A 25198-nucleotide genomic window follows, 5' to 3' on the forward strand; every position below is an offset into this window, starting at 1 on the left:
CATAAAGCACAAAAAAAAGCCTAGCTTATGCTAGGCTTTTCAAATGGTATGAGCAGGAAAGCTTATCTTACTTTCTCAACAATTCCGGTGAAAGCTTCTGGATGGTTCAAGGCTAAATCAGCTAAAACCTTACGGTTTAGGTTGATGTTGGCTTTTTTCAAACCTCCCATTAACTGAGAATAAGACAGACCGTTAATACGGGCTGCAGCATTGATACGCTGAATCCAAAGAGAACGGAAGTCTCTTTTCTTCACCTTTCTGTCACGGTAGGCATATAATAGACCTTTTTCAACCGCGTTTTTGGCTACTGTCCAAACGTTTTTTCTACGACCAAAGTAACCTTTGGCCATTTTCATTATTCTTTTTCTCTTGTGGCGGGCCGCCACGGTGTTTACCGATCTAGGCATTTCTACTTTTTTTTGGGGCTGGTGATTTCGGTTTAATGCTTAGTTACCAGTTCCCGTTGAAACAATTGGTTAATTGAATGGGTTAAGACGCAAGCATTCTTAACACGTTGGCTTGATCAGCTTCGCTTACCAGTCCGGTGTGAGTAAGATTTCTCTTCTGCTTGGTGGTCTTTTTGGTCAGGATGTGGCTTTTGAAAGCATGTTTACGCTTTACTTTGCCAGTACCTGTCAGGGTGAATCGCTTCTTAGCCCCTGATTTGCTTTTCATCTTTGGCATTTGGGTGTATATAAAAGTGTACTGTTATTTTTTCACCTTTGGTCCCAGGAAAAGAAACATCCGTTTCCCCTCTAGCTTTGGCAACTGCTCTACTTTCGCCACGTCTTCCAACGCTTGGGCAAACTTAAGCAAAAGTAACTCACCACGCTCTTTGAAGACAATTGTTCGGCCAACAAAGTGCACATAAGCCTTCACTTTTGCACCTTCACCCAGGAACTGGCGGGCATGCTTCAGCTTGAACTCGAAATCGTGGTCATCGGTGTTAGGACCGAACCTGATTTCTTTCATCACCACTTTCGTGGTTTTAGCCTTCATTTCCCGCTGCTTCTTCTTTTGCTCGTATTTGAATTTTGAATAATCAATAATACGGCAAACGGGCGGATCTGCCTTGGGCGATATCTCTACCAAGTCCAGGTTCTGCTCTGTGGCAAGACGGCGGGCTTGGTCTATGCTGTATACACCTGGCTCCACGTTCTCACCTACCACCCGCACGTCGCGGACGCCGGTGATGCGCTGATTGATACGATAAGGTTCTTCGACCTTGCCACGTGGCACGTAGCGTCTGTTATTCGTAGAAATAGTTGTACCTCCTAAAGTTTAAGATTTCACAATCAGGGTGCGAATATCGCCTTTTTCCCTGTAAATTAAAAGTATATTTCTAATATTTTCAAGTAAGCAGTTCAGAAAGTACTGCCCGGAAGTTGTCTACGAAGGCATCTACGCGCAACGTACCCATGTCTCCCAAGCCGTGTTTACGTACAGAAACAATTTGGTTTTCCTGTTCTTTCTCCCCTACAATGATCATGTAAGGCACTTTACTTACTTCTGCATCCCGGATTTTACGGCCAATTTTTTCATCACGGGTATCAATGTACCCTCTAATGTCCTGCTCGGCTAATTGTTCATTTACCTGATGCGCGTACTCATGATATTTTTCTGAGATAGGCAGAATGGCCACCTGGTCTGGGCTGAGCCATAGCGGGAAGTTACCACCACAGTGTTCAATGAGCACCGCCACAAAGCGCTCCAAAGAACCAAATGGTGCCCGGTGAATCATCACCGGCCGATGTTTCTCATTATCGGCACCAATGTATTCAAGGTCAAAACGCTCGGGCAGGTTGTAATCAACCTGAATAGTTCCTAACTGCCACTTACGGCCTAAAGCGTCTTTCACCATGAAGTCCAGTTTAGGACCATAGAAGGCGGCTTCTCCCAGCTCCGTTACGGTAGGCAGGCCTTTCTCAGTAGCAGCCTCAATAATAGCGCGTTCTGCTTTCTCCCATAGCTCATCGGAACCAATGTACTTGGTTTTGTTTTCAGGATCACGCAAAGAGATTTGGGCAGTATAGTTGTCAAAGCCCAATGCCTTGAATACGTACAACACCAGGTCAATTACTTTAGTGAACTCTTGTTTTACCTGATCTGGGCGGCAGAAGATGTGTGCATCATCCTGCGTAAAGCCACGAACACGGGTCAAGCCATGCAACTCACCACTTTGTTCATAGCGGTAAACCGTTCCGAACTCTGCCAATCGTACCGGCAACTCTTTGTAAGACCTTGGACGTGTCTTATAGATTTCGCAGTGATGCGGGCAGTTCATAGGTTTCAGGAAGAACTCCTCATTTTCATTCGGGGTTCTGATTGGCTGAAACGAGTCAGCTCCATACTTTTCGTAGTGCCCTGAGGTCACGTACAATTCCTTAGAGCCAATGTGCGGAGTGACTACCGGTTGGTACCCGGCTTTCATCTGCGCTTTTCGCATGAATTGTTCTAAACGCTCCCGAAGCAGGGTGCCTTTTGGTAACCAGAGCGGTAAGCCCATACCTACCTTTTCGGAGAAGGCAAAAAGCTCCATTTCCTTGCCCAGCTTGCGGTGGTCACGGCGTTTGGCTTCCTCCAAGCGCTCCAAGTACTCAGTGAGATCTTTTTGCTTAGGGAAAGTGATAGCGTACACTCGGGTTAACTGCTTGCTCTTTTCGTCTCCGCGCCAATAAGCACCAGCTACGTTCATGAGTTTGGCAGCCTTGATAAAACCTGTGTTGGGGATGTGTGGTCCGCGGCAAAGGTCTGTGAAGTTTCCTTGGGTGTAGAACGTGATAGAACCATCTTCCAGGTTCTGAAGCAAATCTAATTTATAAGGATCGTTTTTCTCCGTGAAGTAAGCAATTGCATCGGCTTTGCTTACGGGCTGGCGAACGAACTCGCTTTTCTGACGGGCAAGTTCCAGCATTTTCTGCTCTATGGCCGAAAAGTCTTCCTGAGATAGGGTTTTACCTTCGCCTAAGTCTATGTCATAATAGAAGCCGTTTTCAATGGCTGGACCAATCCCTAGCTTCACCCCCGGGTAAAGAGCTTCCAACGCCTCAGCCATTAAGTGGGCAGACGAGTGCCAGTAGGTTGCTTTTCCTTCATCATCGTTCCAGGTCAGTAACTGGATAGATGCATCCTGTGGGATAGGTCGAGTTAAATCCCAAACCTGGCCGTTTACTTTCACAGCTAACACGTTGCGTGCTAAACCTTCACTAATAGAGGCGGCAATTTCAATGCCGGTTACACCTTCCTGGTACTCACGGACCGAACCGTCTGGTAAGGTAATGTTGATCATATTGAAAGTAATAAAACTTCTTTGTTTTGGCTTGTTTTTGGCAAAATAGCTAAAAAACAGATATAGTGCTCAAAGTATCTACAATTGGGCGCTTTGGAACCTGCCTTCTGGTTCGTTGCAAAGCTACACTATACCTCCGGTTCTGTGGATATTTTCTGGTTAAAAAAACATAATGAAGTCTGGCAGCATCTTTTTGCCCGGTCCACTCAAGGCAAGAAGCCAGAACCCAACGGTTGTGCTCCGTTAACTTTAGACCCAATTCCTGTGCTTTGAGCAACAGTGGTAGTGCGGTGCTGTACTGCCTTTTCTTGTACCAGGCTTCTCCCAACCCGGCATACCCCTCCGGCTGATTCGGTTGTAAGTTTACAGACCTGGAGAAACAGGCTAAAGCAGTGTCAGACAAGTTCCGGTTTAGGAAGATGGTCCCCAGTTGCTGCCACCAAAACGCATCTTTCGGCTGCTTTCTAACTCCGTGGTTAACCAAGGGATACGCCACATCATATAACCTTCTGGCAGTATAGATGGCACTTAGTTCTCGGTAAGCAGGAAGAGAAACTGAATCACTTACCAGGGCTCTTTGTAAGTTGTACAAAGCACGCGTGGTGTCACCGGTTCCGGTTTGTGCCTTCGCCATTAAGACGTAGTACTTTGCTTCTCCGGGGTTTAATTTAATGGCTTTGTTGCCATGGTTTAGCGCTCTTTTGTATTGTTTTAAACCTACGTACGTCTCTGCTAAAATAGCCTCAGATTCTGGAGTGTAGAAGCTGAAGGCATTTGCTTGCATCATCATCTTCATGGCGTCCTGGTATTGGCTGCGGCTCACCATGACTTTTGCCTTCCAGAAATAAGCCTCTCCTAAAGATGGATCTAAAACCGTGGCAGTGGTAAGGTCTTTTAAAGCTGGTTCAGGCTTTTCCTGGGCTAGGTAGAGCTTGGCCCGCTTCACATACCATTCTGGCTGGGGGTTACGCTGCTCCAGCGCCCGGCTTATTTCTTTAATATGCGTGGGAACACTGCTATCCACCTTCTGTGGGTTGAACATTCTTTCTTCAGCATTTTTCTGAGAGCAGGCTGTGAAGAATGCTGCGCCTAGCCACAAAATCAAAGAAGAATAACGCATGCTTGAAATAAACTGCCGTAGATGATGAGAAAGCGAAGGTACCATTTCCCGATTAGTTCTCCTGTTCTTTGGCTTCGTTTTTCAAAAACAGCATTGAAATTCTATGGGTTTACCGACACTGACAGACGAACTCCCCACAAGGGTGAATCAAGCTCTTTATAAGTAAGCCTGTGCACCAAATCTACCCTCAGCAATTGAAATATATTTTTAAAGCCCACATTCACTTCAGCATAAGGAGTTTTACCCAAGCTACGGAAGTTCCTGCTTTGCTCAGGACCTACGGTTTGAGTTGGTTTGTTTTTGTCAGACAAGCGACCGTATAATACGGCACCTCCAGCCACCAGCAACATTTTGGTTTTCTTTAGCAAGGGCAACCGGTTGGTGATAGAAAAAGCACCTTCAAAATGGTGATCATACCGTAGTGACACATATTCATCAGTTGCAAAAGAGAAGAACGGCATCAGGTTGTACCCGTGCAAAATAAAGAAGGGGGTCTCGTTCCCAATGGGTACTTGCAGCATAGGCAGCGGAACTTTAGAGAAAGTTTTGCCTGCTTTCAGGTAATAGCGTCCATACCCAAAGATGCCTGCCCGCACCCGCTGTTCCACAGACAAGGCTACTTCCTGGTAGTTTAAATCTGAATTCATTACCCCTCTAATCCCAGCGGAAACATCTAATCCAAATATTGGGGCATTAGAGTTGGAGATTGGAATCTTCTCGTAGTGCCGGATCAGCATTTTCAAGTCTGGGGAGTAACGCAAGCTAAGAGAAACATCTGTGGTACTGAATACCCCAAATGGAGAGCCATCTTTCTCACCGCCCATTAGTTTGGTGTCAAATTCTGGACGGTAATTGGTATGCCGGAAAGTAACTCGCTGCCGAAAACCAGGAAGCCATTCCCGCTCGGCCCACATTTGCATTCGTTCTTGCTGGTAAGGAAAATTCATCTTCCCCCACCTGAAAGCTGAGAAAAACAAGCTATTGAGTTGCGAATTGTTTAGGTCAAGAGAAGCGGGTCCTACATCATTCAAGTAGCTTACCCCCCACTCTGTCCATTGCTGACGATTGGCTATGTACCTGATGTTAAGCAGGCTTTTAAAAGATTCATCTCTGGTTCCGTACCCAAGGTACCCATTTAAGATCCAGTTTGGGTGAAAGGCCTCTGTGGTTCTACCTCCAAATTGAATTCTGTGACCTTCCAGCTTATTAAACACGTAGGTGCCAAATACAGGTCCCCATTCTAATTTATCGTTCAGAGGCATATGCCCTTCCACCACAATCCTGATAAGCTTGACCGTACTCTGGATTTCAGGGAGTTTGTTGATCTGAGCTATGGCCTGCACGCGCTTGAGTTCTTCAGGGGAAAATGCCTGTGGCCGGACTGCTTGCCAGTAATCCTCTTTGTACTTTAACGCAGAGTCACTGATTTGGTGGGTCATGTCGAAGAACTCCTCCGGCTTTGGCTGACCTACCACCAGGTCGGTGTAGGTAGTCACAGATTCTACAAACAATCGCACATCAGTTCCGGGTAACCCAGTAATCTGAAACTGGCGCTTGCTGGAAACAGGCAGCAACGACGGGTTCTTTTCATCCCACGCTTGAACAATGTGCAGACCTGTTACAAAATTAAGGGCCACACCTTTGTTTAGCCTGATGTCTATCCGGCGGAGGGAGAAAGAGCCATCAGCAATCCACATAGTGCCCTCAAATGTGAGATCCTGGGAACGCTTCGGGAGAATCTTGAGCCGGTACACTTTGCCACTGGAGGTTTCTACGCTGTCCTCCAAGTCATAATCATAATAGCTGGCCCACTGGTTGGCAATAGGACTTACAAAGTCCTTGTCAAACATGCGCATCCAATTCTGGTTCAAAGAGAAGTGTTCTGCCTGTGCGTTCAGCAGTTGGGCTATCTGGCCTTCACGCTCTACGCCCACTCCTACCACCTTGCTGGCTTTTAAAATCTCTTTCGATTTACGAGGTTCCCGGCTATAATAAGTTTCCTTAATCGTTTCTGATTGAAAGATGGGCAAAGAAGCTGTTCGGGAGGGATTATCACTAATAGTGAGGCTGTCCAGGTAAGGGGCATATCTTTTAGAGAAACCTTTCTTTTTATCTTTCGCTTCCCGCTCTAAGATGCTTCCCTTCATTAAGGTGTAGGTTCCAAACTGGATAGCTGCCTGGTTCTCGGGCAGGTAGTTCAGTTTGTTTTTAGCGGCTGCCCGAACAATACGATGGGCAGGGTTCTCCCTGGGTCGCACCACCACCTCTTGCAGGGTATAGCTCTGCCGCACCATGGCAATGTCTGGCTTCGCCTGAAGATCTTTGATGGACTTTATGATAGGCTTATACCCAAGAAGGGTAAACGTAACTGTATCAGTGGGCGAATACTTGCGGAGGATGTACTGCCCGGATTCATCTGTGAAGGCGGGCACCTTAGCAGAATTCAGGTGTACTGTGACATAATCAAGCGCCTTATGGTTCTCTGAATCATGAACTCGCCCCACTAAAGGGGTAGTCTGGGCATGCGCTGCCAATGCACACATCATTAAGAGAATATAAGTTAGCGCCTTTCTCACATGTTAAACATTGGTTTTCTAATTTAGAAAATATGCAGCAAATTATATTTGTGTTTTGCTATTTTAATTTAGCATGATAAGACAACCGGCTAAAAAGATAATTAGCTTTCTACCAAAAGGTTTGAATTTCCCACAGAAGACAGACAACTTAGATAAACCCCTATTCATTTATAGGTTTATAAATTGTTTTTCTAAAACACAGGCAAAACAAAATATCCCTAAAGATCAAAGGCACTCAACATGTTGAGTGCCTTTGATCTTTAGGGATAAAATAAAGGAGGTAAACTAAGCTCTTACTTTGAGTACTTCCTGCAAAAGCATTTTACATTTTCTACTTAATTCAAGATCCTCAGTGGTAACCAATTTTTGATCTAATGCTTTTTGCAAGGTGCTTACACATTCACTTTTCAGGTCAGCCTCGCGCTGCACCCTTGCTAAATCATAGTAGTATAATAGATTTGAAGGGTCTAGTTTAATAGCTTTAAGTAAAGCATTGATTGCTTGATCATTGGAGGAAACAGGCAACGGTAGTTGGGTCAGCAATTTGTTTGCAGATCTCTCAGCAAAGGAAAGGTTAGCAACTTTGTACGCCCAACGCCCTTTGAGGTGCCAGGCACCTGCATGTCTTGCATCCTGCGCTAGTGCTTTGTCTAAATAGGTTTTGATTTGGTTTAACTGTACCATCCGATCTTTGATGGCTACCGTCTGGCAGAGATTGCTTAAGGAAAGAGCCATGACGTAATTAGGCTCTGCAGAAAGACTGTCTACTTCTATTGCTTTCTGGGCGAACCCAAAAGCTTTCTGAAAATACAAACTTTTATGCGTGTCATCGGCAAACCGGTTGCCTATACGGCCGCACACGATACTTGCTTTGGTAAGCGCCTCTGGCAACTCCGGATTGGAAGAAAGCAAGAGTTCATATTTTTCCAAGGCTTCAGTGTCCTTGTATTCACGAAATAATTGGTTAGCCTCCCACAAGAGTTTTTCCGAACCTAAACCGCCGGCAAGGGAGGTAAGGTTCGGAAAACTCATAAGAGTTAACACTAAAAGCATCAGTCTAAATGTTCTGCACATACACCCCTGTTATTCTGTCTGTTTAGTCCAACGTACGGGTAATCTACGAAAACAATTTAAAAAATCCTAAAACAGGTTTAGCTGTTTTTTTGGTGTTTTAGCTGGTGTTGGTAAATCCCCGTTTTGTTCATTCTCTACGTTCAATTGCAAATCTGGTTTTATTGTTTCTAAATCAAGTAAAACCTCGTCACCAGTTGAAAATGAAGTAGTTGCAGCTTGTACAATAGTTGGTTCTATCTTAATAGACTTTATAACTTTTGTACCAGACTTAGGCTTGATTTGCTCTACTTCTTCCTCTTTTTGTATTGTTACACCAAAGATCTTGTAGTAGTTAAGTTTATTGCCCATTGCCCGCCAACCTTTCACATCTATAAAGTCGCTAAGCAGCAGATTATCAGTTTCTTTCTCAGATTTTTTATCCCGCTGAATCTTGATTTCTGCCTTAGGTTCCGGATGAACTGATGCGGCCAATAATTTAGATCCTTTGGTTTCACTGATAAAGATGAAGCGCTTGCCAATGGTGCTGGTTTCAACCACAAAGCGTTTCACATACGTAATCTTGGTTTCGCCTTCAGTGTACACTGCTGATACAACCAAGTCTGGAGAGAACTTATGGATCAACTCCAGGTTTGGCACGTCATAGTGGTTAGACACATCAAACGAAGTCATCTCGTAAGTACCGTCTTTGTAGATCACCAGAATAGAATCATCTGTGTTGAAAGAGCCCAGATAACGACCACGGTTCTCGGTGTTCAGACGGCCAATCACCTCATCATAGTAGATGTCACGTCCACCACGGGTAGATTCGCCTAGCTCCTTCTGCACTACCTTCTTGATAGGGTGCTTAGTCACAATGTTTCCTTGAGAGCCTTTGCCTTTAATGAGCAATTCAGCAAAATCAAAGTCAAACTGTTTTACCCTTGCAGTACTAGCCGGCTGAAGTGTGATGCTCACCAACTCTGACTCTGAGTTAGGGTTAGCGGTTAAATACACCACTTTCGAGTTTTTCTCGCCCTTAGTAAGGTCATACTCTTTGTCACGAGTAATGGAAGTTACGGCAAAACGTTTGGCAAACGAGATACCGGTTTTTCCATCCACATAGATCATGTTATAGACCATGTGCTCATCGTTTTTGTTGTACACGCCAACATGAACAATGTCTTTCCCCATGAAGATCTTATCACTGATCTTTGAAACCATGAACTTGCCGTCTTTCCGGATGGCTATAATGTCATCCATGTCAGAGCAGTCGCACACGAACTCGTCTTTCTTCAGGCCATAGCCTACAAATCCGTCTTTGCGGTTTACATATAGCTTCTGGTTAGCCACAGCCACTTTTTGAGCAGACACCACATCAAAGGTTCTGATCTGAGTTTTGCGCTCTTTGCCTTTGCCGTATTTAGCTAAAAGACCTTCAAAATAGCTGATGGCGTAACGGGTAAGGTTGGCAAGGTTATCTGCCACCTCAGCCATTTCATCTTCCAGCTTCTTGATGAACTCATCGGCTTTGAAAGAGTCAAACTTAGAGATACGCTTGATCTTGATCTCCGTCAGGCGCACAATATCATCCTGGGTTACCTCACGGCGCAGAATAGGCTTGAATGGATCTAACCCTTTGTCAATGGCTACCAATACCGCTTCCCAAGTCTCGCACTCCTCAATGTCGCGGTAGATACGGTTCTCAATGAAGATCTTCTCCAGAGAAGACTGGTGCCACTTGTCTTCCAGTTCACCCATCCGGATCTCGAGCTCACGCTCCAGTAACCGAACGGTTTTCACTGTAGAAAGACGCAGCAATTCATCCACGTTCAGGAAGCGCGGCTTATCTTCAATGATCACGCACGTGTTAGGCGAAATAGAGACCTCGCAGTCAGTGAAGGCGTAAAGCGCATCAATGGTCAGGTCAGGAGAAATCCCCGGTGGTATGTGCACCTGGATCTCCACCTCGGCCGCCGTATTATCGACTACTTTTTTGATTTTGATTTTATTGTTCTCGCTTGCCTTTACAATAGAGTCCATCAAAGCCGTAGTGGTGGTGCCGTATGGCACGTCACGGATGATGAGCAGCGATTTATCAACTTTCTCAATAGTAGCTCGTAAACGGATCTTGCCTCCTCTGCCCCCACCGTTGTAATTGGTGAAGTCTGCCATGCCTCCCGTTGGGAAGTCTGGCAACAAGGTTGTCTTACGGCCTTTAAGTACGTCAATAGATCCCTTGATCAGCTCCCGGAAATTGTGGGGCATGATCTTGGTAGACAAACCCACGGCAATACCCTCCACGCCTTGCGCAAGCAGAAGTGGGAATTTCACCGGTAACGTCACTGGCTCGTTTTTACGGCCATCATAGCTCAACTGCCACTCAGTGGTTTGGGCGTTGAATACTACATCTAAGGCAAACTTGGTGAGGCGAGCTTCAATGTAACGTGGAGCCGCTGCGCTGTCACCAGTACGTACATCCCCCCAGTTCCCCTGAGTTTCTATAAGCAGGTCTTTCTGGCCGAGGTTCACGATGGCATCGCCGATGGAGGCGTCGCCGTGCGGGTGGTACTGCATGGTCTGCCCTATCACGTTCGCCACCTTATTGAAACGACCATCGTCCATTTCTTTCATGGCGTGCATGATGCGGCGCTGCACTGGTTTGAAGCCGTCTTCCAGGGCAGGAACAGCCCGCTCCAATATTACATAGGAGGCATAGTCCAAAAACCAGTTTTCGTACAGTCCGGAAACAGAGGTAATGTCATGGATGGTCTCCTCTCCTTCCAATTCCGCCCCAAGTTCCAGGTTGTTCTCGTTTTCCAATTCTTCGTTAAGCATAAACCTCCTCTACTATATCTTTCTCTATTTTGAGATTCTCAATGATAAACTGCTGGCGCTCCGGGGTGTTCTTGCCCATAAAGTAAGACAAGACCTTTTGGATGTTCTGCTCCGTCTTGCCCATAATCACGGGCTCAAGACGGATGTTCTCGCCTATAAACTTCCCGAACTCTTCCGGCGAAATCTCTCCTAATCCTTTGAAGCGGGTTATCTCAGGGTTCTTGCCCAGCTTGCGCATAGCGTTCTGCTTTTCCTGCTCGTTGTAGCAATAGATTGTCTCCTTCTTATTTCGTACCCGGAAGAGCGGCGTCTCCAGAATGTACAGGTGGCCGTTTTTCACCAGATCTGGAAAAAACTGCAGGAAAAACGTCATTAGCAGTAAGCGGATGTGCATCCCGTCCACATCAGCATCAGTAGCGACTACCACGCGGTTGTAACGCAACCCTTCCAAACCTTCTTCAATGTTCAAGGCGTGCTGCAGCAGGTTGAATTCTTCGTTCTCATATACCACTTTCTTCTTCAGCCCGAAGCAGTTCAAAGGCTTTCCTCTTAAGGAGAATACAGCCTCTAACTCTACGTTTCTCGACTTAGTGATAGAACCCGATGCGGAGTCACCCTCGGTGATGAACAAGGTAGTCAAAGCCTCTTTCTCCAACTCTTTACTTTCACCAAAGTGGAAGCGGCAGTCACGTAACTTCTTGTTGTGCAGGTTCGCTTTCTTAGCACGTTGGTTGGCCAGTTTCTTAATACCAGCCATGTCTTTGCGTTCCCGCTCACTTTGCTCAATACGCTTGCGTAGCGCCTCTGCTACCGCAGGGTTCTTGTGCAGGTAATTGTCCAGGTGCTCCTTCACATAATCATTCACGAAGCCACGAACCGTATGACCCTCATGGCTCATGTTAATAGAGCCCAATTTGGTTTTGGTCTGGCTTTCAAAAACCGGCTCCTGAACACGAATAGCAATAGCACCTACAATTGATCCCCTGATATCAGTGGCATCATAGTCTTTCTTATAGAATTCGCGCACGGTCTTTACCACGGCTTCTCTAAAAGCAGCTAAGTGGGTACCCCCTTGGGTGGTGTACTGTCCGTTCACGAAAGAATAGTATTCTTCACCATAGTCATTGCCGTGGGTAAGGGCTAACTCAATATCATCGCCTTTTAGGTGGATGATAGGGTAGCGCATGGTTTCTTCGGCAATCTTGCGGCTCAACAAGTCTTTCAGGCCATTTTCAGACAAATACTTCTGTCCGTTGAAATGGATGGTCAAACCTGCGTTCAGGTATACATAGTTCCAGATCTGGTTTTCCAGGAACTCCGGAATGAAGTGGTAGTTCTTGAAGATGGTATCATCAGGCACAAAGATGGTAGTGGTACCATTGCGCTGGTTTGTTTCCTGCAGTGGCTCATCTTTGACTAACTCACCACGCTCAAACTCGGCCACTTTGGTTTGCCCCTCACGCACTGACTGGATTCTGAAGCTGGAAGACAACGCGTTCACCGCCTTGGTACCCACCCCGTTCAGACCCACCGATTTTTGGAAGGCGCGGCTGTCGTATTTACCACCAGTGTTGATCTTACTCACGCAATCAATCACCTTGCCCAATGGAATACCTCGGCCGTAGTCGCGGACTACCACTTTATGGTCAGAAATCTTTACTTCAATGGTGCGACCATGCCCCATCATGTGCTCATCAATGGAGTTGTCAATCACCTCTTTCACAAGGATGTATATCCCATCATCGGGAGAGGAACCGTCGCCCAGCTTGCCAATGTACATACCCGGACGCAGCCGGATGTGTTCACGCCAATCAAGCGATCGTATACTATCCTCGTTGTAGGTTACATCAGTCAATTCAGCCATACAAGACTTTTGGGTTTAGTAGAATTAGGTAAAATAAAAGAAAATTTGCGTGTACTTTGGCATTAAACCCGCAAAACGCAATTTTAATGCAGAATAAACTCGTATACAAAAGCGGGCCAATAACAAGAATACTCTATAAAAAGGCTGTATTTCTGTTTATATGTAACCAAATATAGCACTTAGCAGTTCATTCAGAGCATAAGCTTTTGCTTAAAAATTTAGCCAAAATCAAAGGTGTTTGTAAATCAAAGCTTTAAAAAAGCTAATAATATTAGTATTAAAATAGAACATCCTTCGCATCAGAGGGTTACTTCATCTGCCTACTACTATGGAAATAAAATTACCCTCTTATTTTAAGTACACAGTTATTCTGCTGGGGCTTTATCTGCTGCTCCACTTTTTGCAAACCTTTAGTCCCGTACTCATTCCTATTTGTTTTGCCGCCCTTTTTGCTTTGCTGTTACTTCCAATGAGCCGATGGCTGGAGCGGCGGCTGCCCCGGGCAATATCCATTGTCATCTCGCTGGTAGTGGTCATTATTGTGCTGGGTCTTGTGATCTGGTTTTTGTCTCACCAGGTAAGCAACTTCTCTACTGAACTATCTGAGATCAACAGTAAAATTTCTTTGTTGGTGGCCAAGTTCCAGAGCTTTCTTTACGAGCGCTTTGGCATTAGACCCACTAATAAGAATGAGTTCCTGCAAAAGGCTTTGGGAAATGTTACCCAAACCGGGACAGCTTTCCTTGGCAGCACAATCTCGGTGACCACCGGTGCCCTAACAGTACTTTCTTTAATTCCAATTTACATCTTCTGTATGCTTTACTACCGTGATCACTTGCGGAAGTTTATGTTCCAGTTCATCACCAGAGAACGACGTGAGCCTCTTATGGAAACAGTAGACAACATACAGCGGGTAGTACAGGGGTACCTATCGGGTTTGTTGATTGTGATCTTTGTGGTATCCATACTTAACTCAGTAGGTCTGATGATCATGGGGGTTGAATACGCCATCTTCTTCGGGGTGATGGCGGCCATATTAACGGTGATACCTTACATAGGTATTTTAATTGGTGCCTTGTTCCCGGCTTTGTTTGTGTTAGTAAACACAGGGTCGGCAGCCCAGATGTTGATTGTGATCGGCATTTTCGCCTTTGTTCAGTTCCTTGAGGGGAACTTCATTACGCCGTATGTAGTGGGTTCTAAAGTAAGCATCAACCCTTTTGCTGCTATCCTGGCTTTGATTTTAGGAGGAGAAATCTGGGGAGCTCCGGGCATGATTCTTTCCATCCCCATCATAGCCATCCTGAAAGTAATTTTTGATGCCTATGAGCCATTGCAGCCTTTTGGCTACCTGTTGAATGATGTAAGCCATGGTTCAGCTGAAAACAAGCTTTTGCAAAAGCTTAGGGCAAGACAAAAAAGTAAATAGAGCCGTTTCAATGCTGTTTTCACATCACGGCTTCTAAGCTTCGCAACTAATACTCTACGTGGTTAGTATAAATAGCAATGGCAGAATAACTTCTGAAGTACCACTGCCCAGATTGTACTTATAAACCTTACCACAAAATAAAACCATGGATAACGCAAATAGCAAAGTAATTGACACCCTGAATGATTTGGTAACCACAGCCCGTGACGGACAGAAAGGATATGAAACAGCAGCAGGAGCCGTACAAAATATCCAGGTAAAATCTGAACTGGAAAGACTTGCTCAACAAAGAGCCATCTTTGTGAGTGAACTCGAAAGCAAAGCTCAACAGTTAGGCGGAAGCACTAAGGACACCACTACCGTGGAAGGAGTTGCCTTAGAAGCAGCCGGAGCGGTGCACCGCGGATGGATTAACCTTAAATCTGCGGTAGGCGCAAACGACAGCAAAGCTATCCTGGGCGAATGCGAAACCGGTGACGAAGCAGCATTGAAAGCCTATGACAACGCTTTGCATGCTGAAGGTTTACCAGTTGATGTGAAAAGTGTCATACAACGCCAGTATCAGGAGATTCAGGCCGCGAAGCAGATGATCACTTCTATGAAACAAAGTGTGTAAAATAAAAGCTTATCTATCAACTAAAAAAAGCAGTCCATATGGGCTGCTTTTTTTATGCCTTTTCAATAAAATAAGCTTAGAAGGGAGATGAAACGTTATTGCCTAACTTCTGGTTACTAGTTTGATTAGTATTCAAGTACAGACTATTCATCTAAAACTGAGCGCGTGTACGCAATAGTAGACATTGAAACCACAGGTGGCCAACCCGCTGAAGATCGGATCACCGAGATCGCTATTTTCATCCATGACGGGGATCAAGTAGTGGACCAATTCCATTCCTTGATCAACCCAGGTCGTCCTATTCCTTTTTTCATTTCGCAGCTTACCGGTATTACCGATGAAATGGTACGCGATGCTCCTAAATTTCATGAGGTAGCCAAACAGATTGTGCAGATCACCGAAGGCAATGTGTTTGTAGCCCATAACGTGCGGTTTGACTATTCTTTTGTAAAAAAAGAATTTGCAGATCTGGGGTTCACATTCCAGAGGAAGACTTTGTGCACTGTACGCCTCAGCCGTAAACTAATGCCAGGTTTACCTTCCTATAGTTTAGGAAAATTGTGCAAGAGCATTGACATACCCCTACAGATGCGTCACCGCGCCATTGGCGATGCAGAGGCTACGGCGGTGCTTTTTGACCGTTTACTTAAAATAGACGAGAAAAAGGTTAATGATTCACAAGATGAAAAACTGCTGGAAACCTCTTCCATCTCCAAAGAGATAAAGACGTCACTCCTGCCTTCTAATATTTCCAAAGACATGGTGGATGCCCTTCCGCTGGAGGCTGGGGTGTACTACTTCCATGACGAAGAAGGTCAGATTATTTACGTGGGCAAAAGCAAGAGCATCCGTAAACGCATCATCCAGCACTTTAACATCGATTTTAAAAGTAAAAAGTCAATTGAATTCAAGAACCGGATTGCGGACATCACCTATGTCAGGACAGGCAGTGAACTTGTGGCTCTTTTATTTGAATCTGACGAGATTAAGAAGCGGAAGCCATTCTATAACCGGGCCCAACGAAGGAGTGTTTACCATTCGGGCATTTACTCTTACTATGACCAGGAAGGGTATCTACGGCTAACTTTCCAGAAAGCAAAGACTGAGGTTCCTCCTTTGTTGACCATGTCAAACCAGTTTCAGGCCAAGAACTTTCTTTACAACCGTGTGGCCAAGTACAACCTTTGCCAGAAACTGTGTGACCTGTACAAATCTACCGGACCCTGCTTTGATTACCAGGTGCACCAATGCAAAGGAGCTTGCGTAGGCAAAGAATCTCCCGAAGAGTATAACCTTCGGGTCATTGAATCCATTGATGCCTTCAAGTATGACTATGACACTTTTGTAATCATTGGCAAAGGCAGGAATGCTGAGGAGAAGTCTGTGGTTGTGGTAGACAACGGCCGCTACCTTGGCTTTGGGTACTTTGATGAGTCTTTCAGTGCCTCTTCTTTAGAAGACTTCAAGGGTGTGATCAGATACTACAATGACAACAAAGACACCCAGCAAATCATTAGGGGGTATATGCGTACTAAGCACGGAGATAAAGTGTTAGTATTCTCCCAAGAGGAAGATCCTGCGTTTTAGCTGCTGTTTCTGAAAAACAGCAGCTAAATCGGTAAGTTAATGCAATCTATGCCTTAATAACCAACCTTCTCCGTTAAATTCCTGAGCAGCGGGAGTATGTTTTTTTATTTCTACTTTGGGGTGCTTGGGGTAATTATTTCCGTCTTCTTCGTTTGATATCAATACTTTTTTACCTGAAGGTTTAAAAGAAGAGTCAGTTACCAATTTATCTGTGCCTTCCCCGCCATATAGCGTTAGCTGCATTTTGCTTCTTCCTTTTCCCTTCAGCACAAACGTGTCTTTCTCTCCCAAACCAAAGACGGAAATGCTCTTTGTTTCATGTGAGAGATATGTTTTCTGGTGTAGCAACACTTTCTTTTCTTCTTTGTCAATCCAGTGGTGCACTTGAAGGCTTCCGTCTTCCTGAAACAGGAACTCAAAAGTATCTTTTGCATCTGAGCCAGGAAGCAAAACTTCCTTATTTAGTTGACTATAAAATACTTCAGCAGCTGAAAGAAGATCACCTCTCCGGGACTTTAACTTAGCTGCAAACTCTTTCTCTGAAAGCTCTCTTATTTGTGGGGGCCACTTCTGAAGTGCTTTTTTAATTACCTCATCAGAAAGCCTGTTTTGTAGGTCAAGCGCTACTTTCTGAAAGTCTTCTTTTGTTAGGTAAGCCAGTAAGTAGGCATCCATCTGAAAAGAACTTTTAATCAAGCCTTTTACATTCTGGCCAACTATGGTTTTGTCAAAGCTTTGGTAATTAGGCTTAAAAACGCTCACCAGCTTTGTTAGCAGCCCATCATTGAATTTAAAAAAAGCGTGGTCTCTGTCTCTTGGAATGGGGCCATAGCGGGTAACATCACCTTCCTTTGTAACAGACCAGCGCCATTGGTCTTCTCTCCGGCTCCAGTCACTGAGCCACATGTCAAACAACCTTGACCGAAGGTACCTTTTGCTGTCTACTTGATGATCTGTGCTTTTCACCAGGTTATCAAACGCTTTCCGGGAGCTTACAATTTCTTTAGGATTCCCGAAGCTGCTAATGGTCTCCCAGTTACCGTCAGGCCTTTCTTCCAGCAAAGCTAAGGTGTTGGCAAATTCTTTCTGAAACTCCCCCAGGGCTGCATCATCTGCTATGTACACGAGCCTGGGGTTAGTATGGTACACCCCGGCAGCAGTAGCCAGAGCCGGAACTATGAAAGCGCCATAGGGATGAATCACACTGGTTTGGTCCCGCATTAAGTTAGCTACAAACGTTTTCTGCAGCTTTTTGGGCAAGGCACCAGAGGGGTCTTTGTCAATTGATCTGAGCACGTATTCCCTTCCATTTTTATCTACCAGCCTCAGGTTTTTAGTTTGGAAGCTCCCACCCTGCTCTAAAGGCCTGACTCCTCCTTCAAACTGATCAAGAAAAAAGTAAGGTGCTTCTACTGGTTCAGCCCATACTTTTCGGTAATGGCTGCCCCACCAAAACCTATGGAAACCACTTCTAAGATAATGTTTCCCGGCAGCTACGGTGATGGTTGAATCTGAGGTGTTAGGATCAGCTTGGGCGGCAGAAAAGCCAAATGAAAATAGTAGAATAAGTAACAGTGTCTTTAAAAAACTGTTGTGGTTTGATATAAAAGAGACTTGCTGCATAAGTACGTATTTATACTTAAGATGTCTCTTGTAAGTTCACTTCCTTTCATTAAGGAAATTTAATATATTGAAAGACAATACTCTTAACTAGGGCCAACTGCTCAGCTACAACCTTTCTGGCACACTTACTGTATGGCTAAGGATTAAAAGAACCACATGCGTAAATTACTGACTTTTTTTACCCTCATTCTTTTTCTATGTAACGGGTGTGCTCGGAAAAACTATTTTCAATCCTCAGCATTGGTAGGGCCAGTAGAACAGGAACGCCATGCAAAATGGGATTCGGCTACAGTTGTGGCGGGGAAGCACTATGAACGCGGTTTTTTTCATCACCTCCTATGGGGGAAACATTACCGCCCAGTTTGGGCAGAACCAGTGATGTTGCCTGTTTTAGACGTGTCACGCATGCATGGCGGCCTAACCCCTGAAAAATTAGGTGGAGGTTTCCAGACCACCAGCCTGACCATGGAAAATGAACAAGGCAAACAATACTCCCTTAGATCAGTAGATAAGGACCCTAAAAACATATTACCCAAAGGACTACGCAAATCTTTCCTTGTTAATCTTCTTAGAGACCAGACATCGGCCGGGCACCCGTACGGGGCAGTAGTCGTTTCCCATTTGGCAGGCGGCGCTAAAATCCCGCATAGCCACCCACGGTATGTGTACGTTCCTAAAAATGAAAAAGGATTAGGTAAAAACTCAGAAGAGTTTCAGGATAAGGTTTTCCTGCTTGAAGAGAAGTATGAGGGGAAAGAAGCAATTACCAGTTATTTAGGCAAAGCAAAGGACCTGGTAGATTCTGATGAGTTTTTGAAAAACAGATTTTCTAAGCACTCGCATTTACCGGATCAACTCTCCTTTGCCAAAGCCCGCTTATTTGATGTGCTCATTGGTGACTGGGACCGGCATGAGGGACAGTGGCAATGGGCAGTTTATGACACCAGTAATGTCACCACGTATACACCAGTGCCAAAAGATAGAGACCAAGCTTTTTTTAAGTTTGATGATGGGATGATACCCTGGCTTTTTAGCCGTTCCTGGGCTCCTTTAAAGAAAATGAAGACTTTTCACATGAGGGTTTCTTCACCTAAGGGGTACCTGCAAAATGCCAAATTTATTGATGAACGGTGTTTAAACGAGGTAACCCAGGAGCAATGGCAGCAATTAGCGTTACAGCTCCAAAACCAGCTAACAGATAGTGTTCTTACTTCGGCTGTAGAAGCTTTGCCAACATCAGTTTATAAATTAACAGGCGAAGAAATCAGACAGAAACTTGCTTCAAGAAGAGCACAGCTTCCTCAGCTGGCAAATGAACTGTACAAGGAGCTTTCCAAAGAAGTGATGGTACCCGGAACTGACCAAAAAGAGAAGTTTGTAGTGGAGCGTCAGAAGAATGGAGATGCCCGCGTGTACATCATTCAAATACCAAATGATGAGAAAAAACCCTCACGGCTAGTATACGACCGACTGTTTAAAAAAAAGGACACAAATTCAATTTCGCTGCATGGATTGGGCGAAGAAGATGAGTTTATCTTAACCGGCGAAGGGAACAGAGGTATAAAAGTCTTTATCTATGGCGGTATGGGGAAAGACAAGGTGAATGACAACTCCTATGTACGAGGGTTAGGTAGAAAAACCCTTGTGTTTGACACCAAGCAAGGAGTTGAAGTGGAAAAAGGAAAAGAAACAAAGCTGATTAAAAAGCATGATGTTGCAGTTCACGCCTTTGACCGCGAGGGGATTTAATCAACTTCAAAGCTTTCAAATGCAAATGATTCTACTTTAAAACCCCATCAGTCACCTCCCGTTTCCACCAAGTGTTGTCCCTGCCTTGGCAGTCTTTGTGGAACCCGTTTCTTTCTAATATCTTTTCAGATGCGTTGTTACCGGTCTCTGTTTCTGCTATAACGGTACTAATATCATGGCGATCATGGCACCACTTCAGCAAACCAGCTATTGCCTCTTTCATGATGCCAAGCCGTTGGAATTCAGAGTAGGTACCATAGCCTATTTCTACTTCCCCGTTCTCATCTGGCTCTCCTTTAAAGCACAAGTCACCTGCTAAAAGATTTTTGTCTTTTAGAATGATTGCCCATAGAGTATAGAAATGAAATTGGTCAAGGTGTAGTGGAAGCAACCGAAGAAAGTAATTTTCCAGAGCATCAGCCAGATCTTCCTCTATTTCCTTTGGAGTATACCCCACCCCTAAGCTTTTTTCCAGTGAACCATCATTGGCTACGTAAAGCTTCAGTTGAGTTAGCGTGAGTGGCTGTACTATAAGGCGCTCGGTTTCTATGAACATATACTTCTGCCTTAAGACTTAATAAATATATTCATTTAAACCTTTAATCCATTATGAAATTTTTACCTCCTTTAGCATTTTGATCACAAATTCCTCAGTACGGGAAAGGTAGGGATTTTCTTTTCGCTTTTTGGCATCATGTTTCCGGAGGTAGTCTATCAATTTGTTTTGTTTAAACAAATTGACTACCTCTGGATGGATGTAATACTTGCTGCAAACCGTTGGCGTGTTTCCTAACTCATGGGCCACCATTTTAGCAGCCTCCTTCACAGACTTGTCCTTTTCTATTTGAGGGTTTTCATCCAATATCTGCTCCAGGCATTCTACCATCAAGACCGTACCTCCCCAGGTCCTGAAATCTTTGGCAGTGAAATCTTCGGTGCTCAGGCTTTTCAGGTACTCATTGACATCACCAGATTCAATGGGCTGACGGTTACCATCTTCATCATAGTACTGAAAAAGGTCATACCCCGGTATGTCCTGGCACTGTTTCACCAATCTGGCCAGGCGCCGGTCTTTGATGCTGATCTCGTGTTTTATTCCTTTTTTACCTACAAAATCCAGCTTCAGGTGATCACCCTCTACTTTCACGTGACGGTCCCTCAACGTAGTAAGCCCGTATGATTTATTTGATTTAGCGTAAGCCTTATTTCCTATTCTGATGAACGAGTTGTCCAGCAACTCCACCACAATGGCCAGGATCTTGCGTTTCTCCAGTTTTTTTAGGTGCAGGTCTTTCTCTACCTGTTTTCTGATACCTGGCAGGGCATTTCCAAAGGCAATCATGCGACCAAACTTATTTAAGCTCCTGACCTCCTTCCACTGTGCGTGGTACAGGTACTGTTTCCGGCCTTTATCATCACGGCCCGTAGCCTGTATGTGGCCGTTCTCAGAGGGGCAAATCCAAACGTCTGTCCAGGCGGGCGGTATCACCAATTTGTTTATCCGGTCCAGAATCTTTTCATCTGTCACGGGTTCTCCCTTGGCGGTAAAATACTCAAATTGCTTTCCTTTAGGCTGGCGCGTAATGCCTGGCTTGGTGTCAGGAAAATAGCGTAAACCAGCTTGCTGAGCAGAAGCAGCCACGTCTGCGTAAATGGCATGTGGGGTCAATTGAGTTTCCATCTGGGTCTATATAAACACTGTAACACTCCTTAAACCGGTCCGGATGATAAAAGTTGTATGCTTTGTTTTCGGGCTACTTTTCAAAAAATAAGCTGAAAACAAAGTTGGAATGAGAGGCACATCTTTCCAGAAGCTTGGCAACCTACCCATAGCTTTGTCATTTTACCAAAGTTTTCGTAGAAGTGATTTTAAAACGCATACACCTATGTTCAATAGATTTTCCGCTCCACTTTCTTCTAAAGTAAAAAAAGGTTTTTCTACGCTCCTGTTGTTGTCTTCTACCCTCTTTACCAGTTGCGGGGGCGATAAAAATGGGGACAACGTGTTCTTTCCGCTAGAAAATGATTTACAGTTAGGCATGCAGGTTTCACAGCAGGCTGATTCTGTGTATGCCAGCAAAGGACAGCTGCTGGATCGTAATTCAACTAACCCAAGAACGCGCTCGGCTTATGCCCACCTAGACCAGATAGTGAATCGTATTTTGGAATCTGGCCAGGTAACATATCGGGAAGAATTCCCCTGGGATGTAAAAATTATCAATGATCCCAAAGTTCAGAATGCATTTGCTACTCCGGGCGGGCACATTTATGTTTTCACAGGCTTGATTAATTACCTGGACAATGAAGATCAATTAGCCGGAGTTTTAGGCCATGAAATTGCCCACGCAGACCAACGTCATTCTATCAAACAGCTACAGAAGCAATACGGCATTTCAGTTATTTCAAGGTTGATTTTGGGAAACGAGTCTGGAAACCTTGAAAGGATCTTCACGCAAGTGGGCGGACAACTGGTAGGCTTAAAGTTTAGCCGGGACTATGAACGGGAAGCTGATGAATATTCTGTGCTGTATTTGGGAGCCACTAATTTTTATGCCTGTGACGGTGCTGCCGGGTTTTTCCAGAAAATGCAGACTTTGGAAAACCGAGGCACCCCGCCTGAATTTGCCAGCACCCATCCTTCTCCCGGAAACCGTATTCAGGATATACAGGCACTTGCCCGTCAGCGGGGTTGTAAAACAACGGCTGCTCCTGACACGAAATACCAGGATTTCAAACGGAATCTTGGGCTTTAATCCATATTTATACCTTCCTTTTTTGTTATTGCGTAAGCAAGAGCACTAAAGCAAAATTACTCTCATGATGAGCGATTGGAAAAAAAGCGTAGGGTCTTTTTTGGAGAGCACTGATGAATCTTTTGATCTCTTCATGCAGCGTTTCCGGAATAGATTTGGGCTTTACAAGCCACTTCAGATTGTTCCTTACCGGAGCTATGGTACTGTGAACCGCCTCTACCTGAAAGGCCGGGTATTAACCAACAAAGGTATCACTTCGGCGGCAGACAATGATAACCTGCTCAAAAACCTGATGAACATGTACCGCCGGTTTGAGAGTGATGAGGTAAGCAATGCACAATTGAAGATAGCTTTTCAGGAACAGGAATACACCGTCATCACTGATATAGAAGGCTATTTTGTCATCAATCTGGAGCCAAAGACTCCTTTGGTGCTGGACAACATCTGGCATGAACTTGAGGTAGAATTAATACACGCAGATATCTCCTCCTTTGAGCCAGGCATCAAAACAAAAGCCCACGTGCTGGTACCCCCGCCCGATGCGGAATACGGCATTATCTCAGACATTGATGACACCATTGTGTTGAGTTCTGCCACAGATATCATTAAGATGTCGCAGCACACGTTCATGAACAATGCCCGCACAAGGCTTCCTTTTGCGGGGGTCTCTGCCTTTTACCGTTCGCTGCAATTAGGTCGAAATGGGAAACGGAACAACCCGTTCTTCTACGTGAGCAGCAGTCCCTGGAACATGTATGACCTGCTCCATGATTTTCTGGACATCAATGATATTCCGGCCGGACCGCTCCTGCTCCGTGACTTTGGCTTAAAGCAGAATAAGTTTTTTGGAGCTGACCACATGAGCCACAAGTTCAAGGAAATTCAGAACATTCTGCTTACCTACCCTCATCTGAACTTCGTGCTCATTGGCGACAGTGGGCAGCAAGACGCGCCCATTTACAAAGAGGTCATCAAACAATTTCCGGGGCGGGTCATCTGTGTCTACATCAGGGATGTGGAACTAGAAGACAGGGCCAAGATAGTCACCACCATTTCTGAAGAGTTGAAGGGAACGGTTGAAATGCTGTTGGTGAAAGACACAGCCGCTGCTGCCAAACATGCTGCAGAAACAGGGCTCATCTTCTATGAGGAAATTGAAAAAGTGGAAGAGCAGAAACAAATAGACAAGAGTGATGAAGCAGGAACCCCTACCCAACAGGCACCTGCTCCTATCAGCAAAGACACCCGAAAAATAGGCGCTACCTCCTGAGTTCTTGAAGACGACAAACTATGTAAGTAATTTGTTTTTTGCAGTGAATGGTTTAGAGTTGATTTATGAAGACTCTTATATGAGAACGGCTCCCCAACAATGGTTGGGGAGCCGTTCTCATTAGAAATAATAGAGTTAGCTTTTACAAGTCAGAGGAACTACCGTTTTCTTTAACTGGAGTGGTCTGCGACTATTTTCCATTTACTGTCTATTTTCCGGAAAAGAAGCGTAAAGTGACCTTCTAAGTCTCCAATGCTTCTGCCCAAGTGCCACTTGCCTACCACAAAGGCTGCGTCTTTGCTCAGCTTTTCGGTCTTAATCAAGGTAAAAGTGAGTTTGCCCATGGCTTCAGGGCTGGGGTAATTCTTACGGTAGTTCTGAAGAGTCTTCTCCCAGCCGTAGGTTGGGCCACTCTTTCCTAAAAAGAGCAGAGAATCAGACTTCCAGTAAGGCTCCATAAACGCTTCTAGGTCTCCCTTGTTCCAGGCTTGACTTTGAGATGCCATTACTTGCTCAATCTCGTTTCCCAGGTTCACTGTTGTACCTAGAGAAGGTCTACAGCCTAGGGTAGCACAAAGTGCCAGAAGAACAAAGAGCTTTGTAAATAGAAGGGTTTGTTTCATATCAGTATTGAAGCCAATTTTTGATGTACGTGCTTCCGCCCAAGCGGCTCATGTTTCTTGCAATGTTACGCCGGCGGCGAAGGGTATACCCAGATGGTTTTGCTGCAGAATACCGGATTGGGTTTGGCAGAACCGCCGCCAATAAGGCTGCCTGGTTTTTGCTTACATTTTTAGGATCAGTCCTGAAATACTTCTTGCTGGCGGCATGTACCCCAAAGATATGGTCGCCCATTTCTGCAATGTTCAGGTATACCTCCATGATGCGTTCTTTACCCCATAGCAGCTCAATCATAAAGGTGAAGTACATTTCAACTGCTTTTCTGAGATAACTGCGCCCGTGCCACAAAAATACGTTTTTAGCTACCTGCTGACTGATGGTGCTGCCCCCAACTGTTTTCTTGCTGGACATGTTCCGTTGGAAGGCTTGTTTGATGGCTTTGAAGTCAAATCCATTGTGGATAATGAATAGCTGGTCTTCCGCCGCAATAACGGCTAAGGGAAGGTTCACCGACATATCTTCCAGGTCCACAAACTGGTGCTGAATATTTGTAATCTTCTGTGTTTTAGGAGACGGCTCAGAGCGTTTCAGCATCATGTGCAGTGTTACCGGAGGGTCTATCCAGCGGTAGGCAAGCACCCAGAGCACTGTTACAAGAAAAAGAGTTATACAAAGCTTCAGGAAAAGCCACCGGGCATCTGCCCAGTTAAAGGGAACGGATAATTGCTGTTTAGCCATAACTCAACCTACGCTGCCTTCCAAAAAAATGCCGCAGCAAAGACAAAAATAAAGAAATAGTGGTAGCATCTGGAA

General features: G+C 45.0%; 20 protein-coding genes. 6 read left to right on the forward strand and 14 right to left on the reverse strand.

Annotation, left to right across the window (positions count from 1 at the left end; all coding sequences use genetic code 11):
- Window positions 1-62 precede the first annotated feature (62 nt).
- The 9 genes from rplT to DC20_RS18815 form a co-directional block, all read right to left on the reverse strand.
- A complete protein-coding gene (gene rplT, locus DC20_RS18775; protein ID WP_062545237.1) occupies window positions 63-407 on the reverse strand; it encodes a 50S ribosomal protein L20 in 345 nt (114 codons plus the stop codon).
- Between the two features lie 82 nt (window positions 408-489).
- The gene (gene rpmI, locus DC20_RS18780) at window positions 490-684 is read right to left on the reverse strand and encodes a 50S ribosomal protein L35 (protein ID WP_062545238.1); all 195 of its coding nucleotides are present in this window, start codon (window positions 682-684) and stop codon (window positions 490-492) included.
- A gap of 24 nt (window positions 685-708) precedes the next feature.
- Window positions 709-1239: a translation initiation factor IF-3 gene (gene infC / locus DC20_RS18785; protein WP_223808873.1), complete on the reverse strand. Its 531-nt coding sequence runs from the start codon at window positions 1237-1239 to the stop codon at window positions 709-711.
- Window positions 1240-1351: 112 nt separating this feature from the next.
- Complete coding sequence (thrS, locus tag DC20_RS18790; protein WP_062545240.1) at window positions 1352-3289, reverse strand: threonine--tRNA ligase; 1938 nt, start codon at window positions 3287-3289, stop codon at window positions 1352-1354.
- 49 nt (window positions 3290-3338) lie between these two features.
- The gene (locus DC20_RS18795; protein WP_157593249.1) at window positions 3339-4409 is read right to left on the reverse strand and encodes a tetratricopeptide repeat protein; all 1071 of its coding nucleotides are present in this window, start codon (window positions 4407-4409) and stop codon (window positions 3339-3341) included.
- Between the two features lie 101 nt (window positions 4410-4510).
- The gene (locus tag DC20_RS18800; protein ID WP_083470382.1) at window positions 4511-6955 is read right to left on the reverse strand and encodes a DUF5686 family protein; all 2445 of its coding nucleotides are present in this window, start codon (window positions 6953-6955) and stop codon (window positions 4511-4513) included.
- A 315-nt stretch (window positions 6956-7270) separates the two neighbouring features.
- Window positions 7271-8017: a tetratricopeptide repeat protein gene (locus DC20_RS18805; RefSeq protein WP_062545243.1), complete on the reverse strand. Its 747-nt coding sequence runs from the start codon at window positions 8015-8017 to the stop codon at window positions 7271-7273.
- A 108-nt stretch (window positions 8018-8125) separates the two neighbouring features.
- Window positions 8126-10873: a DNA gyrase/topoisomerase IV subunit A gene (locus DC20_RS18810; RefSeq protein ID WP_062545244.1), complete on the reverse strand. Its 2748-nt coding sequence runs from the start codon at window positions 10871-10873 to the stop codon at window positions 8126-8128.
- Window positions 10866-12737, reverse strand: a complete 1872-nt coding sequence (locus DC20_RS18815) for a DNA topoisomerase IV subunit B (RefSeq protein WP_062545245.1) — start codon at window positions 12735-12737, stop codon at window positions 10866-10868. Before DC20_RS18815 ends, DC20_RS18810 begins: the two co-directional genes overlap by 8 nt.
- A gap of 328 nt (window positions 12738-13065) precedes the next feature.
- Between DC20_RS18815 and DC20_RS18820 the strand changes: the two genes are divergently transcribed.
- The 3 genes from DC20_RS18820 to DC20_RS18830 all read left to right on the forward strand — a co-directional run bounded on the left by DC20_RS18820 (window position 13066) and on the right by DC20_RS18830 (window position 16369).
- Window positions 13066-14166, forward strand: a complete 1101-nt coding sequence (locus DC20_RS18820; RefSeq protein ID WP_062545246.1) for an AI-2E family transporter — start codon at window positions 13066-13068, stop codon at window positions 14164-14166.
- A 145-nt stretch (window positions 14167-14311) separates the two neighbouring features.
- Window positions 14312-14782 carry a ferritin-like domain-containing protein gene (locus DC20_RS18825; protein ID WP_062545247.1) on the forward strand — a complete coding sequence of 157 codons (471 nt, stop codon included), beginning with the start codon at window positions 14312-14314 and terminating at the stop codon, window positions 14780-14782.
- Window positions 14783-14947: 165 nt separating this feature from the next.
- Entirely contained in the window at window positions 14948-16369 is a 1422-nt protein-coding gene (locus tag DC20_RS18830) for an exonuclease domain-containing protein (RefSeq protein WP_062545248.1), read from the forward strand.
- Window positions 16370-16405: 36 nt separating this feature from the next.
- On the opposite strand, the gene DC20_RS18835 is transcribed toward DC20_RS18830, so the two are convergent.
- Window positions 16406-17992 (reverse strand): hypothetical protein, encoded by a 1587-nt coding sequence (locus DC20_RS18835; protein WP_062545249.1) that lies wholly within the window; start codon window positions 17990-17992, stop codon window positions 16406-16408.
- A 156-nt stretch (window positions 17993-18148) separates the two neighbouring features.
- On the opposite strand from DC20_RS18835, the gene DC20_RS18840 reads away from it, so the two are divergent.
- A complete protein-coding gene (locus DC20_RS18840; protein WP_071885508.1) occupies window positions 18149-19741 on the forward strand; it encodes a hypothetical protein in 1593 nt (530 codons plus the stop codon).
- Window positions 19742-19772: 31 nt separating this feature from the next.
- Here the strand turns inward: DC20_RS18840 and DC20_RS18845 are convergent, their stop codons facing one another.
- Entirely contained in the window at window positions 19773-20297 is a 525-nt protein-coding gene (locus DC20_RS18845; RefSeq protein ID WP_062545251.1) for a GNAT family N-acetyltransferase, read from the reverse strand.
- 51 nt (window positions 20298-20348) lie between these two features.
- Complete coding sequence (locus tag DC20_RS18850) at window positions 20349-21422, reverse strand: DNA topoisomerase IB (protein ID WP_062545252.1); 1074 nt, start codon at window positions 21420-21422, stop codon at window positions 20349-20351.
- A gap of 205 nt (window positions 21423-21627) precedes the next feature.
- Between DC20_RS18850 and DC20_RS18855 the strand changes: the two genes are divergently transcribed.
- The gene (locus tag DC20_RS18855) at window positions 21628-22494 is read left to right on the forward strand and encodes a M48 family metalloprotease (RefSeq protein ID WP_071885509.1); all 867 of its coding nucleotides are present in this window, start codon (window positions 21628-21630) and stop codon (window positions 22492-22494) included.
- Window positions 22495-22558: 64 nt separating this feature from the next.
- Entirely contained in the window at window positions 22559-23764 is a 1206-nt protein-coding gene (locus tag DC20_RS18860) for an App1 family protein (RefSeq protein ID WP_083470383.1), read from the forward strand.
- 170 nt (window positions 23765-23934) lie between these two features.
- Here the strand turns inward: DC20_RS18860 and DC20_RS18865 are convergent, their stop codons facing one another.
- Window positions 23935-24300, reverse strand: coding sequence for a YybH family protein (locus DC20_RS18865; RefSeq protein WP_245652250.1), 366 nt, complete (start codon window positions 24298-24300; stop codon window positions 23935-23937).
- 88 nt (window positions 24301-24388) lie between these two features.
- Window positions 24389-25123 carry a monofunctional biosynthetic peptidoglycan transglycosylase gene (mtgA, locus tag DC20_RS18870; RefSeq protein ID WP_062545254.1) on the reverse strand — a complete coding sequence of 245 codons (735 nt, stop codon included), beginning with the start codon at window positions 25121-25123 and terminating at the stop codon, window positions 24389-24391.
- Window positions 25124-25198: the final 75 nt, after the last annotated feature.

Source organism: Rufibacter tibetensis (assembly GCF_001310085.1).
GTDB lineage: Bacteria > Bacteroidota > Bacteroidia > Cytophagales > Hymenobacteraceae > Nibribacter > Nibribacter tibetensis.